11 protein-coding genes are annotated in these 17,089 nt (G+C 71.4%); all 11 read right to left on the bottom strand.

The genetic code is table 11. The features are described from left to right. Positions 1-11: 11 nt before the first annotated feature. Genes QF035_RS09430 through QF035_RS09380 form a run of 11 tightly spaced genes read right to left on the bottom strand, consistent with a single transcriptional unit; the run spans position 12 to position 17,052 of the window. On the bottom strand, positions 12-1,247 hold the full coding sequence (locus QF035_RS09430; RefSeq protein WP_307519565.1) for a class I SAM-dependent methyltransferase: 1,236 nt from the start codon (positions 1,245-1,247) through the stop codon (positions 12-14). Further along, positions 1,244-2,485 (bottom strand): glycosyltransferase, encoded by a 1,242-nt coding sequence (locus tag QF035_RS09425; protein ID WP_307519563.1) that lies wholly within the window; start codon positions 2,483-2,485, stop codon positions 1,244-1,246. The genes QF035_RS09430 and QF035_RS09425 overlap by 4 nt, the downstream gene beginning before the upstream one ends. Before the next feature lie 2 nt (positions 2,486-2,487). Continuing rightward, entirely contained in the window at positions 2,488-3,816 is a 1,329-nt protein-coding gene (locus tag QF035_RS09420) for an O-antigen ligase family protein (RefSeq protein ID WP_307519561.1), read from the bottom strand. A 1-nt stretch (position 3,817) separates the two neighbouring features. Then, positions 3,818-5,359 carry a right-handed parallel beta-helix repeat-containing protein gene (locus tag QF035_RS09415; RefSeq protein ID WP_307519559.1) on the bottom strand — a complete coding sequence of 514 codons (1,542 nt, stop codon included), beginning with the start codon at positions 5,357-5,359 and terminating at the stop codon, positions 3,818-3,820. Beyond that, positions 5,356-7,353, bottom strand: a complete 1,998-nt coding sequence (locus QF035_RS09410) for a heparinase II/III family protein (RefSeq protein ID WP_307519558.1) — start codon at positions 7,351-7,353, stop codon at positions 5,356-5,358. The genes QF035_RS09415 and QF035_RS09410 overlap by 4 nt, the downstream gene beginning before the upstream one ends. Then, positions 7,350-9,551, bottom strand: coding sequence for a bi-domain-containing oxidoreductase (locus QF035_RS09405; RefSeq protein ID WP_307519557.1), 2,202 nt, complete (start codon positions 9,549-9,551; stop codon positions 7,350-7,352). The genes QF035_RS09410 and QF035_RS09405 overlap by 4 nt, the downstream gene beginning before the upstream one ends. 56 nt (positions 9,552-9,607) lie before the next feature. After that, positions 9,608-11,542: an asparagine synthase (glutamine-hydrolyzing) gene (asnB, locus tag QF035_RS09400; protein ID WP_307519556.1), complete on the bottom strand. Its 1,935-nt coding sequence runs from the start codon at positions 11,540-11,542 to the stop codon at positions 9,608-9,610. A 3-nt stretch (positions 11,543-11,545) separates the two neighbouring features. Continuing rightward, positions 11,546-13,099 (bottom strand): Wzz/FepE/Etk N-terminal domain-containing protein, encoded by a 1,554-nt coding sequence (locus tag QF035_RS09395; RefSeq protein ID WP_307519555.1) that lies wholly within the window; start codon positions 13,097-13,099, stop codon positions 11,546-11,548. Continuing rightward, entirely contained in the window at positions 13,096-14,460 is a 1,365-nt protein-coding gene (locus tag QF035_RS09390; RefSeq protein WP_307519554.1) for a Wzz/FepE/Etk N-terminal domain-containing protein, read from the bottom strand. Before QF035_RS09390 ends, QF035_RS09395 begins: the two co-directional genes overlap by 4 nt. After that, positions 14,457-15,737 carry a glycosyltransferase family 4 protein gene (locus QF035_RS09385; protein ID WP_307519552.1) on the bottom strand — a complete coding sequence of 427 codons (1,281 nt, stop codon included), beginning with the start codon at positions 15,735-15,737 and terminating at the stop codon, positions 14,457-14,459. Before QF035_RS09385 ends, QF035_RS09390 begins: the two co-directional genes overlap by 4 nt. Then, on the bottom strand, positions 15,727-17,052 hold the full coding sequence (locus QF035_RS09380; RefSeq protein ID WP_307519551.1) for a nucleotide sugar dehydrogenase: 1,326 nt from the start codon (positions 17,050-17,052) through the stop codon (positions 15,727-15,729). The genes QF035_RS09385 and QF035_RS09380 overlap by 11 nt, the downstream gene beginning before the upstream one ends. Between the last annotated feature and the right edge of the window lie 37 nt (positions 17,053-17,089).

Here is a 17,089-nt window from a genome sequence, read left to right as displayed (position 1 = left end):
TGCGATCTCCTTCACGGCGTGACCTCGACAATGCTCAGTTCCGGGATCGGAAAGACGAGCCGGCCGCCCCAGTCGTGCACGAAGGACAGTTGCTCGACCAGCTCGGCCCGCAGGTTCCACGGGAGGACGAGGACGTAGTCCGGTCGGTCGGTGGCGATCTGCTCGGGCGACAGGATCGGGATGCGGGTGCCCGGAGTGAACCTGCCGTGCTTGTAGGGGTTGCGGTCGACCGTGTACGGGAGCAGGTCGGGCCGGATGCCGCAGTGGTTGAGCAGGGTGTTGCCCTTGCCGGGGGCGCCGTAGCCGACGACCGTCTCGCCGCGCTCGGCCGCCTCGATGAGGAACTTCAGGAGGTCCCGGCGCACCTTGGCCACCCGGGCGGAGAACTCGGTGTACCCGGACAACTCCTGCAGCCCGGCGGCCTTCTCCCGGTCCAGGGCGTCGACCACCCGCTGCGTCGGCTCGCCGGCCACCTCGGCCGGCCGGGCCCACAGCCGGACGGAGCCGCCGTGCGTGGGCAGCAACTCGACGTCCACGAGCGTGAGTCCACCGCTCGCGAGGGCTCGGATCGCGGACGCGACCGTGTAGTACTGGAAGTGCTCGTGGTAGATCGTGTCGTACTGGTTCTCCTCGATCAGGGTCAGCAGGTGCTGCACCTCGATGGAGACCCAGCCGTCGTCGGCGACCAGGGCACGCAACCCCTGGGTGAAGCCGACCACGTCGGGGATGTGCGCGTACACGTTGTTGGCCACGACCAGATCCGCCGGGCCGTGCTCGGCGCGGACGGCCGAGCCGGTGTCCGGGGACAGGAACTCCGTGACTGTGGGCACGCCCGCGTCCCGCGCCGCGGCGCCCACGTTCACCGACGGCTCGATGCCGAGGCAGCGGATCCCGCGGTCCACCACATGCCTCAGCAGGTACCCGTCGTTGCTCGCGACCTCGACCACGAAGGCGTCGGGGCCGAGGGCAAGGCGCTCTGCGGCGTCGGCGACGTACGTGCGCGCGTGCTCCACCCAGGAGGTCGAGAAGGAGGAGAAGTACGCGTACTCGCTGAACGTCTCCTCCGGCGTGATCAGCGGAGGGATCTGCGCCAGCCAGCAGTCGGTGCAGACCCGCAGGTGCAGCGGGTACGCCGGCTCCGGCTTGTCCAGTTGGTCCGCGGCGAGAAAGCTCTCACATGGTGGCGTCGCCCCAAGGTCGACGACGCTCGCCATCGCTTCCGAGCCGCAGAGTCGGCATCGTGTCATCTGCTGTCCCCATCCCCCCTGCTCGCGCGAGTGTCCCCGCCGCGAGCCAGTGCTGACCGACCCGCGACCGCGGTGCGGTACTCCTCCACCAGGCGCTCAAGGCCGACGGCCGGGCTGAAGTCCTGCTCGTAACGGCGGCGGGCCGCCTGGCCCATCTCCCGGTTGCGGGCCGGCTCGGCCGCGATCCGGCGTATGCAGGACGCGAGCGAGGCGGGCTCGCCCGGCCGGTGCAGCAGCCCGGTCACCCCGTCCTCGACGAGTTCGACGAAGGCGCCGTGACCAGCGGCAACGGTCGGGACTCCCGCGGCCATCGCCTCCACAACCACCAGGCCGAACGCCTCCAGCCATGTCGAGGGGGCCACCACGGCGACCGACCGCGCGACGGCCTTCCGGCTCTCCGCCGTGTCATACAGGCCGACGCAGCGCACGTCGTCCCGGCCCGCCGCCCAGGCGGTCACCTCCTGCTCCAGCGGCCCCGCGCCGGCGATCACGAGCGGCACGCCCACACCACCCCCCGCCGCGATCTCGTCCCACGCGGCCATGAGCAGCCGCACACCCTTGGCCTCCGCGAGCCGGCCGAGATAGAGCAGATGCTCGCCGTCGCCCGCTCGGAAGGCGCCCGGCTCCGGCACGAAGTTGTGCTTCACCGCCAGCCGCTCGGCCGGCATGCCGGCACCCACCAGGACGTCGCGCTGCGCCGCGGAGAGGCAGAAGAACCGCTCCACGCCGGACCACCACCGCCGCCGGTTGACCGACAGGCTGACCGCGAGCGGCACCGTCGCCAGCCGGGAGTTCCGGTAGCAGCCGTGCCGGACGGCGGGCAGTGGTGCGGAGCCGACGCACTCGGTGCACGGCCGGCCGTCCCGTTGCAGCGTGCCGGGCGGGCAGACCTGGGTGTAGTTGTGCAGCGTGGCGACGGCGGGCACGTCGGCGTCGGCGCAGGCGGCAAGGACCGCGGGCGACAGGAGCGGGAAGACGTTGTGAACGTGCACCACGTCCGGCCGTTCGGTGCGCAGCCGGGCGGCGAGCTCCGTGCGGACCGCCGGGTTCCACGGCACGAGGAGCGGCAGCGCGGCCTTGGAGAGCAGAGACCGGGCGGCGATGTCGTCGCTGCGCCGCTCGAACACCTCGACACGGTGGCCGGCCTCGCGCAGCAGCGCGACCTCCTGGTCGACGACCTTGTTCTCCCCACTCGGCTGTGCCGAGGCGTAGCGGTTGTGCACCACGAGGACGTGCATGCTCAGGTCACCTCCGATCTTCTGGCCCATCGCGGGACGTGTCGTCGCGGGGCTTCTGGCGTCGTGAGTCGAGGGACTTCGGGCGTCGGGAGGCGAGTGGCCGCGGCAGGTGTCGCCAGCAGTGAGGCGGCCACGGCCAGATGCAGCAGATACGGCGAGGCGTCGCCAAGACCGGCCTCGGTGTACGACGCGATCCCGCAGTAGCTGATCAGGAAGATCGCGCAGGCCCTCGACAGCGACGGTGGCCGCAGCAACGCGACGCCGGCCAGGACGACGATGATCGCCGCCACCAGGGCGACGCCGATCAGACCCTGCTCCTGGTAGACGGCCAGCCAGCTGTTGTCGATCGGCAGCCCGCCGAACGACTTGTCGCCCAGGCCCATGCCGAACAGCTGCTCCGAGGTCGTCCGGGGCGCTGCCAGCAGGGCGTCCCAGACCTTGGCCCGACCGGTGAGATTGGAGAAGTTCTCCTGGCTCTGCCCGCGCAGGAACCACGCCTGCAGCGCGGAGTTCAACGCCACCGCGGCCACCGTGGCGCACAGCACCGCCCAGACGAAGAACCGGCGGGCGGCGGCGCTGGTCAGGACGAGCGAGCCGATCGCCAACACCAACCCGATGAGCAGCCCGAGGGTGGCCGTCCGGGTATGGGTCAGCACGAGCAGGACGAGTGACGGCACGATGACCACCGCCGCGCTCGTCCTGTCGGTCCTGCGGCCCAGTACGAGCAGCACGGTGAGCCCGATGATCACCGCCGCGTACTGTCCGATCTGCGGCGGGGTGAGCGGCCACAACGCGCCGACGAGGCGTCCGCCGTAGAGCTCGGGCATGGCCGCGCCCGGTGACACGACCAGGCCGGCGGCCACCGACCCGAGCACCGCGAAGTACATCCGGATGTGGTGCCGGACGAACGTCAGGCCGCCGTCCCACCAGCGGCTGAGCAGCCACAGCGTGCCGACGAAGAGAGCCAGCCGGCCGCAGCGGAACAGTGCGCCGAACCCGGACTCCAGGTTCGCGCTGGAGACCACGCTCAGCACCAGCAGCAGGGTGAGCAGGAACACGAAGGCGCTCGCTCGCAGACGCAGCCGGAGATTGACCGCCAGCGCCAGTGCGAACGCGGCGACCAGAGCACCCATGGTGGCCATCTGGATGAGAGAGCGGGGCAGCGGGATGATGGTCCTCGCCCCGGTGGAGCCGAGCGTGTTGAGGATCAGCAACCCCCAGACGATTCCGACGATCCTCGGGGTGCCGCCAGGGCGCGCTTCGGCGCCGGGCCGTGTGCCCGCCGTGTCCGGTCCGCCCGGCAGCCCACCGCGCCGCAGGTCCCCGCCCATCTCAACCACCGGCCCGTGGGCCGAGGGTGCTGCCCGTGTCCTGCTGGTAGGTCCCGCCCTGCCACTGCCCGAAGCTGAGCACCCGGCCCGGGTCGTGGGCGACGAAACTCCATGGGCCGAGGTAGACGTTGTCGTGCCAGCGATTGTGCTGTTTGCGGGTGATCGCGTCGGCCACCCGCTCGCCCTTGTACGGCGACCAGTCCGGATACGTGCCGTAGTTGGACAGCACCGCCATTCGGTCGCACATCGCCGTGCACTCGACGACGGACTTGTCCAGCACGAAGCGGTTGTCGTGGATGTCCACCCGCTGGGTCTTCCACCGGCAGTCGGAGTAGAGCGGTGCCTTGGCGATCGCCGGCTGCGCGCAGCGGTCCGGGTTCCGCACCAGCAACGTGCAGTCACCGGACGAGGTGTTGGCCGGGCTGTTGCAGAACCGGTCGGCGTTCTCCCACAGGGTGATTCCGGACCAGTTGTTCTCCAGCAGGTTCCCGTAGACCTCGATCCTGTCGGTACGGGCTCGGACCCGTGGTTCGCCGCCGGACTCGGACAGGTAGACGGTCGCGTACGGGAAGTCGTCTCCGCCGTCGGCCCCCTTGCGGCCCTCGACCCAGTTGTTCCGCCGGATCGTGTTGTTCCGGATCACCGCGTTGTAGCTGGTCTCGTAGATCAGCGCGGCACCGTCGTTGGCCTCGATCACATTGTTCTCGATGCGGAAGTCGTTGTTGTTCGTGTCCGCCCACAACCCTGTTCCGCGGTTGTCGTGCACCCAGTTGCCGCGTACGTCGGCGCCGTTGACGGCCCAGAACTTGATGCCTCCGGTGCAGCCGCAGCCCTCCTTCCGCCGCTCCCAGTCGCCGGTGTTGTTGCCCACGATCTCGTTGCCCTCGACCACCAGGCCGCGGATGGAGTCGCCGGCCTTGTAGGCGTTCATTCCGTACTGGCCGTTGTCGCGCAGGCAGTTGGCGCGGACCTGTTGGCGGGCACCGGCCATCAGCCCGGCGGCGGAGTTGTTCTGGATCGTCGCGTGCTCGATCACCCATCCGTCGGCCGAGTCGTGGTTGACCACGCCCTCGTCGTGCGGCGCGACGAAACGCTGCACGGTCAGGTAGCGGATGGTGACGTCACTGGCGCTGCCGCCGAACGCGTACTGGTTCTTCTTCCGGCCGTCGAGCACCGCGCCCGGCGCGCCGAGGTAGCGGTTCCCCTTCTTGGGGATGACCTGGGCGTAGCGGTCCGGATCCAGCCTGTGCTTGCCCGGCCGAAGCCAGAACGTGGTCTTCGGGGGGCTGCTCTTGGTCTTCGCGGCCAGGTCACCGACCACCGCGGGGTCCACCGTCACCGCGCCCGCCGGCGCCTTCGTAGGCCCGGCCGCGGGCTCGGCGCACACGTGGGCCACCGATCGGGCCGCGGGCGGGGCGGACGTGGATGCCGCGGCCTTCGGGTCCGTCTTGGTGCCCTGCGAACTGTCGCAGCCGGTCACCATCAGCAGGGCCAGTGCCAACGGTGCCGCCGCCGGCGCCCAGTGCCGCTTCTTGACGCTCACTCGTCCTCCGGGCCGCGGAACCTGAGCACGGTGGTGAACTCCCCCAACGGCGCAGAGCCGTCGGTGAAGCCGGTGCCGACCAGCGTCGTGGCGGGTTCCTTGCGCCCGAAGCCGGGGGAGTACCAGCCCAGCGGCGGGTCGGTCTCGCCGCGATGCGACCGCCAGCTCAGCTGCCCGGGCAGGTCGAGCACGGCGAAGCGGTCCTCGCCGTCCCGGCTCCAGGTGAGCACGGCCCGGTTGTCCGCCAGGTCCGCGGCGATCGCGGGGCCGAGGTGGAACGCCAGTTGTACGGCCCGGCGCGGGCCGCGCACCTCGTCGACGATCCTCAACTCCTGCCTCGCGGCCGTCAGTTCCACCTGGCGGCGGTGCACGCAGGGCTGGTAGCCGTCGTGTTCGGCACACCAGTGGGCCGTCCCCCCGTCGGAGGCGTCGGACGAGTCCGCGACCAGGACGCGGCTGCGGGCCTGCCGGGTCCACAGGAACGGGCCGCCGGAGACGGACTGGTCACCGCCGTCCAGCTGCAGGGTGTTGTGGCCGAGGGTCGAGCGGAAGTACTGCCGCCACTCGGGCTGCCCGTGGTAGCAGTACGTCCCCGGGTCGGCGAGCACGTCGACCCCGTCGTGCCGGATCTCCACGGACAGCGCGTCCGCGTGGGCATGCGCGGCGATGGACAGGAAGCCGTGCGGACCACCGTCGCAGCGGCACCAGATCTCCGCCGGACCGCGCAGGATGGTCATGCCCGCGTCCGCGAAACGGTCCGGACGGCTTGCCGGGCGGGTCACGGCCGGTGCGGTTCCATCTTTCGGGTACGGCCTGATGAGCGCGGCCAGCAGCGGAGTGCGCACATCGGTGCCGGTCACCGCCGGCCACCAGGCGAGCCGGCCGAACACGGCGTCCCCGGTGGCCAGCAGCGAGGCCCAGCGGTCGGTGCCCGCGCCGTCCACGACCAGACCGTGCCCGTCGTCCGCGTCCCCCTGACGCGGGGGCCGTAGCCGGTTGTCCACGACGGCCGCGAGCGCGTCGGTCATCCGCAGCAGCACCAGCCGGATCGTCGCGGGGACGGGTACGTCGGCGGCGTCGGCCTCGGCCACCGCGGCCAGACCGAGTTCCAGCACAAGTCCGTGATACTCGGTGGCCAGCTCGCGGTTGAGGCCGGAGGGGAAGGTGTTGCTTCGCAGGTGACGCTCCAGCGACCGCAGAGCGCCGGCCCGCCAGCGCGCCGAGGAGGGGAACCACCCGAACGCGCAGGCCGCCGCGAACTGCCCGGCGGCCTCGGCGATGACGTGGTTGTTCGCCGAGGACCCCCGGCTGGGGAAGGCGGCCAGCCAGCGCTGGTGGTGCCAGATCTGGTTCAGTGCCACCGGGTTGCCCTCGAACAGACCGGCCGCGCCCGGCCAGCCGTCGAGCAGCCGGCGGATCCACACCCAGGACAGCAGCCGGATGCCCAGCTCGATGCCGCTGATCCAGTGCACGCCGCGCAGCGGTGGGTTGGCCGTCCACCACGACCGCAGGTGCTCGGCCACGCGCTCGGCGTACCGCTCGTTCCCGGTGATCGCGTAGGCGGCGGCGAGCTGGGTGAGGTACTGATGCCGGGACGGCTCCCAGATCTGCTTGATGTCCCCGACCGCGTCCTCGTTCCGGTACGGCACGTCGAAGGCGTAGCCCCAGGGGGCCCGGCGCCCGGTCTTCGGGTCGCACCACCAGTCCGGGTCGGTCAGGTCGTCGCGGACCACCCCGAAGTACTCGGCGTGCCCGTACATCAGCCGGTCCGCCTCGGCGACGAGACGTTTCGCGGCGTCCGGGGGTACTGCGGCGAACGTCCCGGCGGGCAGTACCGCGGTGAACCGGGCGCCGGTCACGCTCGGGCAGTCCGGGGGTTCCGACCGCCACCGCCGCCTGCGCACCGCGTCGCCCACCCGGCCGCCGACCTCCCGCGGTCCCATCCGGGACAACCGCCGCAGGTACCAGGCCGGACTCCCCGAGTTCACAGTCATCGCGCCCTCGCCAACGTCACCGGCGCGCCGCCGGCCAGGCCGGCCTGCACGGCGAGGGTGGCCGACGTGGTGGCGACCAGCGACTCCAGCGGCACCGGCATCGGCCCGCCGGTCCGCACGGCCTTGACGAACGCGGCCAGCTCGGCGTTCTGGCCCTTGTCCCGGACCTTGGGCAGCCGCGAGCTGACCCACTGCTTGCGGCCGGCTGTCCCGTCCGAATACACAGAGGCACGGACGAAGTCGTCGAGCCGCAGCACCTTGCCGTCCGCGATGAGGTCCAGCGTCTCCTTCGGGAAGCCGGCCGCGCCCGTGGTGACGTAGCTGATGGTGGCGGTGGACCCGTCCGGGTAGCCAAGGACGACCTGCAAGTCCTCGTTGCCGGCCGGGGAGACCGCGTACACCGATGCCGGGTCGGCATCGAGTAGCCAGCTCGCCGTGTCGATGAAGTGACCGCCCTCGCCGGCGAACCGTGAGCCCTCGGTGCCCTGTCGGAGATACCAGCTGCCGTGCTGCAGCCGGCCCGCGTTGACCAGGTAGCGGAGGCTCGCCGGGCCGGTCCGGGCGCCGAACCGCTTCCTGGCCTCCTGCAGCAGCGGCGCGAACCGGCGGTTGAAGCCCACCTGCAGCCGGTCGTTGCCGGACTCCTCCACCGCATCGAGCACGCCGGCCAGCTCGTCCTCGGTGAGGGCCAGGGGCTTCTCCACGAACACCGTCTTGCCGGCAAGGAGCGCTCTGCGGGTCAGTTCGGCGTGCGAGCTGTGCCGGGTGACCACGAACACCGCGTCGATGGACTTGTCGTCGAGCACGGCGTCGAGATCGGTGGTCGCCTCGGCGAAGCCGAACTTCCGCTGCGCGTTGGCCGCGGACAGCGCCGTGGTGGTGACCACGGCCGACAACTCGACGCCGTCGCGCCGGGCCAGGTGCGGCAGCAGCATCGACGTCGCGTAGTTTCCCGCGCCGACGAACGCGAGGCGCACCGGCGAGGTGGCGGCCCGGGCCGGGGCCGACACCTTGTCGCTGCGCCGCACCGCGGGCACGGCCACCGCCGGGGCCTCAGGAGCCGCCTCTTCCTTCTGTTCGGGGTACCGGAACAGCACGGCCACGGCCTTCAACTCGCCGTCCTTGAGGCTCTGGTACGTCTCCACGGCGTCGTCGAAGTCCGCGACGTGGGAGACCAGCGGCTCCACGTCGACGCGGCCGCGGGCGAGGAGATCGAGGAAGCACGCCAGGTTGCGGCGCTCGGTCCAGCGCACATAGCCGATCGGGTAGTCCCGCCCCTCCAGTTCGTACTCCGGGTCGTAGCGGCCGGGGCCGTACGAGCGGGAGAACCGGACGTCGAGCTCCTTCTCGTAGTACGCGTTCCACGGCAGGTCCAGGCGGCACTTGCCGATGTCGACGACCCGGCCGCGGTCCCGGCAGAGCCGGGCGGCCAGCTCGACGGGCTGGTTGCTGCCGCCGCCGGCGGCCAGGTACACCTGGTCGACGCCGTGACCGCCGGTGAGTTCGGCGACGGCGGCCTCCACGGCCGTGGACGCGGGATCGCCGCAGGCCGCGGCGCCCAGGCGCTCGGCGAGCTCGCAGCGCACCGGGTCGGGGTCGACGCCGACGACGCGGACCCCCGAGGCGGCGAGGAGCTGCACCACCAGCTGCCCGATAAGACCGAGGCCGATGACCAGCGCCACCTCGCCGAGCTGCGGCTCTCCCTGGCGGACGCCCTGCATCGCGATCGACCCGACGGTGCCGAAGGCCGCGTGCCGCGGCGCGAGGCCGTCCGGCACCGGGGTGTAGAGGTTCTTCGGCACCCAGTTCAGCTCGGCGTGCAGCGCGTGCTCGTTGCCGGCGCAGGCCACGAGGTCGCCGGCCTTCACGTCGTCGATCCCGGCGCCGACCTGCTCGACCACCCCGCACAGCGAGTAGCCCAGCGGCGTGTAGGAGTCCAGCTTGCCCATCACCTTGCGGTAGGTGGCGGGCACCCCGTTGGTGGCGACGCTCTGCATGACCTTGGCCACCTGGTCAGGGCGGGAGCGGGCCTTGCCCAGCATCGACATGCCGGCCTCGGACACCTTCATGAGCTCGGTCCCGGTGGATATGAGCGAGTAGGCCGTGCGGACGAGGACACCGCCCGGCTTGCACCCCGGCACCGGAACGTCGAGCACCGCCAGCTCGCCGCTCTTGTAGTTCTGAACAACCTGCTTCACCCGAAGTCCCCTTGTTCCTCAGCCGTCTTCGCAGTCTTCGTCGTCTTCGCCGTTCTCTACGCCGCCGAGCGAGCGCTCCGACCGGACCCGGAGGTCGCGTCGCGGTACCAGTACTCGAGGGTCAGCACATGCCACAGATGCTTGGAGAAGTCCCGCTGCCCGGCGGCGTCCTCGGCGACCATGCGCGCCAGCGCGTCACGGCGCAGGAGCCCGGAGTTGACGAGCACACCGTCGTTGACCACCTCGCGCACCAGCGGTGCCAGATCCCGGCTCATCCAGGCGCGCAAAGGGGCGCTGAACAGGCCCTTGGGCCGGTACACGATCTCCCGGGGCAGGATCGAGGTGGCCGCCTCCTTGAGGACGGCCTTGCCCTGTCGTCCGACGATCTTGCGGTCGCCGGGCACGGCGAACGCCGCCTTGACCACCTCGACATCCACGTACGGCACCCGCACCTCGGTCGACGCGGCCATGCTGGAGCGGTCCGTGTAGGCGAGGTTCAGGCCCGGCAGGAACATCCGGGCGTCGCCCAGGCACATGCGGTTGACGAAGTCGTCGAGGTCGTTGTCCTGGTAGATGTCCGCGTGCTCGGTCAGCACGTCGTCGACCGCCCCGGCCAAGTCCGGGTTGACCAGGGCCAGTAGCTCCTCCTGGTCGTACATGGTGTAGCTGCGCCGGAACGCGGTCTCCTCCGGCAGATCGGCGAAGGAGAGGAACCGCTTGGCGAAGCGCACCGACCGGTACCCCCGGCGGGCCGTTGCGACCGGCAACCGGTCCACGGCCCTGGACAGGCCGCGCCGCAGGGGCCGCGGGACGCGCTGGTAGCGCAGCGCGATCAGGTTGGCCAGGTGCTTGCGGTATCCGGCGAACAGCTCGTCGGCGCCCATCCCCGAGAGCATCACCTTGACCCCGGCCTCCCTGGCGGCCTCGCAGATCAGAAACGTGTTGATCGCGGCGGGGTCGCCGATCGGCTCGTCCAGGCTGTACGTCATCTGCGGCAGCAGGTCGAGCACGTTCGGGGCGATCTCGATCTCGTGCAGGTCGACGCCGAACCGCTCGGCCACCTGCCGGGCATAGCGCAGGTCGTCCGGCATCGCCTCGAACCTGGCGTCCTCGGCGCGGAACCCGATCGTGTAAGCGGAGATCCCGGGCCGGTCGCGGGCCGCCAGCGCGGTCAGGTAGCTGGAGTCGAGGCCGCCGGAGAGGAAGGTCGCCACGGGTACGTCGGAGAGCAGGTGGCGCCGCGTCGACTCCTCGACGATGGCGGCCAGATCCGGCTGTTCGCCGCTCCGGGCCCGCTCCTGGCCTTCGGCGGCGACGTCCTTCAGGTGCCAGTACCGGCCGCGCTCCACGCGGCCGTCGGGCCGGAACCTCATCCAGCTCCCCGGCGGCAGCTTCTCCGCTTCGCGGAACGCACACCGTGAGTCCGGCACCCAGTAGTACAGCAGCGAGGCCACCAGCGCCCCATGGTCCACCTGCAGCGATCCGCCGGTGGCGGCGGCGAGCGCCTTGAGCTCGGAGGCGAACATCAGGCCCCCGCCGCGCCGGAGCAGGAACAGCGGCTTGATGCCCAACTGGTCGCGGGCTAGCACCAGGTCACCGGTTCGCTCGTCGAAGATCCCGAACGCGAACATGCCGCGCAGCCGGGGCAGGCAGTCCGTGCCCCAGCGACGCCAGGCCTCGAGCAGCACTTCGGTGTCGGAGGTACCACGGAAGCGCACCCCGGCGGATGCCAGTTCGCCACGCAGCTCGGGCGCGTTGTACAGCTCGCCGTTGTACGTCAGGACGAGGCCGCCCGAGACCATCGGCTGGGCGCCGGTCCCGGACAGGTCGATGATGGCCAGCCGGCGGTGCCCGAGCTGTACCTCGCCGTCACCGACGGGGTGGCCGTACCGGCCCGTCCCGTCCGGACCGCGGTGGGCGAGGGTTTCGGTGAGCCGGTCGGTCACGACCTTCCCGTCCGGCCATCGGTAAGTGCCTGCGATGCCACACATGTCCTACCGCGCCTCCTGGTCGTTGTCCGGGCCCTGGGCGGCCCGCACCGGCAGCCGCTCCGTCCGCCGCAGGTCCTCCCCCACTGCCTGAACGGCGTGGGAGGTACCCCCACCGTTCTGCCGGGCCGGCCGCTCGCTCTGGCCGCGCAGCGCGGTGTGCAGCCCGTCCCACAGCGTCCCGTCGGTCCGGTCACGCGGATCGGGGTCGATCAGCACCACCCCGATCACCGGAATGCGCTGGTCCGCGAGCTGCCGCGCCACGGTGTGCAGCCACGCGGCGCTGCCGTGCCCGGCACGCACGACGAGCACGGTCCGGGTGCCGAGGTACTGGAGGTCGGTCCACGCGGTGCCGGGCGCGACCGAGCCGACGCCGATCGGGCGCTCCTGATGCGACACGGCCGCGGCACGCTCGCCGCTGACCACGGTGGGGGCTCCTGGCTTCGGGCGGCGGCCTGCGAGCTGCGGGCCGGGCAGACCGTCGATGACGACCACCGGCCCCTCCGCCGCCAGTGCCCCGGCGAGGTCCAGGGCGATCACGCTGGTGCTGCGCGCACAGCCCAGTTCCAGCAGCGACACCGGTTCCGCGGAGCCGCGTACGGTGCGGGCCAGATGCGCGGTGAGCCGTTCGCGTGTCGCCCGGGTCCGTCGGCGCTGCCACAGCTTGCCCGACCGGCGGGGCAGTTCGGCGATGACCGAGGCGCCCAGGTTCGCCGCGATGTCCCGACGCAGCACGGGGCGGTCCGCCACCACCGTGCGGACCGCGGCAAGGGCGAGCCCGACGACGAGCCCGAGGACGAGTCCGATCGCGGCATTGGTGACAGCGGTCCTGGGCAGGCAGTGCCGCACCGCGCGCGGGGCGTCCACGATCTGCGTGCCGGCGACGACCTTGGGCGTGCCGGTGCGCGCCTCCGCGGCGCGCTGGTCGAAATCGGCGATCCGCGAGTTGAGTTCGGCCCGGCGGGCGAAGAGCGTCTCGATGGTCGCCGACGCCGTCGGCTCGCTCTCCGGCGTTCGGCTTCCGATCTCCTCATTGACCTGGGCGAGTTCGTCCCGCATGCGGTCACGCTGGTCGAGCAGGGCCTTGGACTCGGCCGTCGCGGTTTCCCGCATCCGTCGCACATGGTCCGCGATGAACGCGTCGGCCAGCGCCTTGGCCCGGGCCACCGCTTCCGCGTCGCTGTCACCTGTCACATCGATCTGCATCACGTTGTTGGTCAAGCCGGTGCCCCGGTAGTCCCGCATGAAGTCCTCCGGCTTCTCCCGGGACTTGAGGGCCCGCAGGGCCTCGTCGGCGATCCGCGTGGTCCCCAGCACCGCGACGTCGGTGCGCATCAGCGTTCCGGTGTCGTTCGGCTGGTCCTCCGCATGCGCGACCAGCACCTTGGTCACCGCGCTCGGCGGAGGCGGCAGCAGGACCGCCACCGCCCCGCCGGCCACCAGCCCGAGGAGCGCCATGGCGCACCAGAGGCGGCGGCGCCTGCGCACCGCCACCACCAGTGCCTGAAGGTCGAAGAGCGGAGTGGCGGCCGACGACTCCGAAGTCGTGCTCGTCGTCACGCTGAACCTCCCGTCGAGTGGCCGCGAACCGCGAGTTCGGGAGAGGCGCTCTCCGGCGGATGACCGGCAGACCGTGTCTCACGGGCCCGGACCGTGCCGGCGACGACGATGCCGACGACCTCGTGCCTGCCGTCCGCACACGCCTCGGCGATGCCGGCGAGCTCCTGTGCGGTCCAGCTGCCCGCGCTGAGTACGACCAGGACACCGGACTCGGTGTCGCGGTCCGGCACCATCGGCCGGTCCACCGAAACCTCCACGACCCGCAGCAGCGGATCGCCCTTGGCCTCGGCGACGAGCTGCCCCGCGGCCCGGCGGGCGACCTCGTCGCCGTCCGGTACGACAGCCAACAGCCGCCGGGGGGAGGAGAGTTGGTCCCGGAGGCGAGCGCACACCCGCCGGTAGCGGATCTGCCTGCCGGCCTCGTCGACCGACCTCTGCGGGGCCGGTATGTCCCACCGGGTGTCGATGCCGAGGAGTCGGCGGATCGAGGCCCGTGGGCCGCTGTCCTCCGGCCGGTGCGCGCGCCGTTCATCAGGCACGTCGACGGTGCCGAGCAGCGCCGAGCCCAGGGCCGCGGCGATCTCCGGTTCGGTGCGCAGCCGGCGGTTCAGCCGTGCGGCGGCGAGATGACCGATGACCGCGAACAGGAAGAACAGCAGTGCCCCGGCGACGATGAGCTGCATCCTCGTCGGCGGCGCCTCGCCGGTCGGCCGGGCCGCGGGACCCATGACGACCATGCCGGCCAGGCTGCTCGCCGGATCGGCCTGGTCCAGCTTCGTCATGGCCTCCTCCAGCGAGGTCCGCAGCTTCTCGAGCGAGGTGCGGGCCTGCACGCTCTCCACGGTCTTCCCCGGATCGGCCGCCTTGGCCAGCTCGGTGATGCGGCGGTTGGTCTCCTCCACCTGCTGCCGCAGCGTCTCGGGCGCCGTGGCCGCTTCGGAGTCGGTGCCGCCCGCGATCCGCGCGGCGAAGGTGACGAACTGCCGGGCCACCTGGTCGGAGAGCCGCTGCGCGCGCTCCGGGGTGCCCGCCGTACCCGAGATCTGGATGATGTTCCCGTCGGATGCCTTGGCGCTCACCCGATCCCGCAGCTCGGCGCCGCTGACGCCCGGCCAGCCGAGCTCGGCGGCCGCGCGGTCGATCACCGTCGAACTGGTCGCGATGTCCACCTGGGTCAGCAGCTCGCGCTCTTCCCACTGCCCCGGCAGCAGTACCGACGCCGAGGTCGTGTACCGCGGCGGGAACACCACCGAGGCGCCGTAGCCGACGAGTGCGCCCACCACGGCGAGGGTGGCCAGAAGCCGCCACCGCCGACGGAGAATCCGCCCGATCGTGGCCAGGCGGATCGTGTCTTCGCTCAACGGCGCTGCCTCTTCCCTGTGCGGTTCGGGTCGTTCGCCGACACCGGAGCATGGTCACGGCACGCGGCGGCGTAGGCGGCGAGCAGCGACGTCTGCGAGTTGCGCCAGGAAAGCTGCCCGCTGATCCGCTCCTGGCCGATCCTGCCCATCCGGGCCCGCTTCTCCGGATCGTCGAGGAGCACCGTGATGAGCTTGGCGAATTCGGCCTCGTCGTTGGCGGGCGCGTAGAGGGCGGCGTCATCGGCGGAGACGCGCGCCTCCCGGAGGTCGAACGAGACGATCGGCCGGCCCATCGCCATGTACTCCAGGACCTTGTTCATGGTCGACACGTCGTTGAGCGGATTGCGCGGGTCGGGGGAGAGGCACACGTCAGCGGTGGACAGGTAGCGCACCAGGTCGGCGTCCGGAATGCGCCCGGTGAACTGCACCTGTTCGGAGAAACCGAGCTTCCGGGACAGCTCCACCATCGCGTCGAAGGCGTCGCCGGAGCCGACGAACACCGCATGCCAGTCGGTCCGCCCGAACTCGTCGCGCAGCTTCGCGAGGGCCCGCAAGGCGTAGTCGACGCCGTCCTGCGGGCCCATGACCCCGAGGTAGCACAGCAGATGAGGCTTGCCGCGCTTCAACTCCGGCTCGGGCGGCACCGGTTGGAACCGGTCGGTCTGGGGCGCGCTGCGTACCACGAAAACGTCCTCCGGCCGCCGGCCGCCACGGCGCACCGCGACGTCCCGGTAGCTCTCGTTCGTGGCGAGTACGACGTCCGCGGCCCGGTAGGTCCGCCGTTCCAGCGCGCACACGGCGCGGTAGAGCAGATCCTCGCCGCGGTCGAACCGGGAGAGGTACAGCTCGGGTACCAGGTCGTGCTGGTCGAAGACGAACCGCGCGCCGCGCCGCTTCAGCCACAGTGCAGGCAGGAACAGCAGGTCGGGCGGGTTGCAGGCATGGACCACGTCGACCGGGCCGACCTTGCGGGCCAATCGGGCCGTGTGCCACAACGCCGATCCGTACTCCCGCAGATAGCCGGCCGGCCCTCCGGTGGCCGCGCGCAACGGGTAGCGGTGGATCCGTACCCCGTCGATCTCCGCCTCCGGCTCCGTGTCCCGCTTCTCCCCCCGGGGACAGATGACGTGCACTTCCCAGCCCGCGTCGCGCAGCGTCGTGCACTCCTGCCACACCCGCCGGTCGAACGGCACCGACAGGTTCTCCACCAGGATCAGCGCGCGACGGCCAGGGCCGTCGCTGTCGGCCGCGTCTTCGAACGATCTGTCACCAAGCAAGGCCCACGTACCCCGGTTCGGTCCGGCGCGCGTCGGCGTCGGGAAGGTGGATGAGGTCGACGATCACCGGGCCGTCGCCATGGGGCAGCGCCGACAGCACGGCCGGATCCCTGGTCCCGACCAGGCACACCTCGGAGTGCTCCAGCACCTCGTCGACGGACTCCGCGAGCAGTTGCGCGAGGTGCGGCAGCCGGGTCTCGATGTACTCGCGGTTCGCGCCGATCAGCCGGGAGAGGCTCACGTTGGCGTCGTAGATCCGCAGGTCGTACCCCTTGCCGAAGAGTCTCTCCGCCAGCTCGACGAGCGGGCTCTCGCGGAGGTCGTCGGTGCCGGGTTTGAAGGACAACCCGAACAGGCCCACCCGGCGTTTGCCGGTGCGCTCGACCAGCTCCACCGCGCGCTGCAGATGGTCGGAGTTGGAGGGCAGTACGTGGGCGAGGATGGGTACGGAGATGTCGGCCCGCTGCGCCGCGTGGACCAGGCTGCGCAGGTCCTTGGGCAGGCAGGAGCCACCGAAGGCGAACCCGGGCCGCAGGTAGGCGGGGCTGATGTTCAGCTTGCGGTCGGCCAGGAAGACATCCATCACCTGGTGCGAGTCCACCCCGAGCGCCTGGTACACCGCGCCCAGCTCGTTGGCGAAGCCGATCTTGAGGCCGTGGAACGCGTTGTCCGCGTACTTGATCGCCTCGGCCGTCGGGACCGGCACCCGGAACACCTCGCCGGGCAAGCCGTCGTACAGCGCCGTCACCGCGTCGCCGCTTGCCGGGTCCAGCTCGCCGATGACGGTCTTGGGCGGGTCGAAGAAGTCCCGCACGCTCGTGCCCTCGCGCAGGAACTCCGGGTTGACCGCGACCCCGATGTCCACCCCGGCCGTGCCGCCGACGGACTTCTCCAGGATCGGGACCAGCAGGTTCAGGCAGGTGCCCGGGAGCATGGTGCTGCGGAACACGACGGTGTGCCGGCCCCCCTTCCTGGCCCCCTCGGCCAGCACGGCACCTATCTGCTCGGTGACCCGCTCCAAGTACGTGGTGCACAGGCTGCCGTTGGGCTCGGACGGCGTGCCCACGCAGACCAGCGACACCTCGCTGTCCATGATCGCCTCGCGGACGTCGTCGGTGGCTCTCAAGGCCCCGGTCCGCACGACGTCGGCGATGAGCTCGCCGATCCGTTCCTCGACCACCGGGGCCTTGCCGTCGTTGACCAGGTCGACCTTCACCTGGTTCACGTCCACCCCGATGACCTCGTGACCCATGCTGGCCAGGCACGCGGCTGACACGCAGCCCACGTAGCCGAGCCCGAAAACGCTGACCTTCATGACCTGTCCCTCCCCCCAGGCAGGCCCCTGCGGCCTG

Source organism: Streptomyces umbrinus (genome assembly GCF_030817415.1).
Classification (GTDB): domain Bacteria; phylum Actinomycetota; class Actinomycetes; order Streptomycetales; family Streptomycetaceae; genus Streptomyces; species Streptomyces umbrinus_A.
Note: the sequence above shows the minus strand (reverse complement) of the source record. Positions and strands in the feature narration are given on the sequence as shown.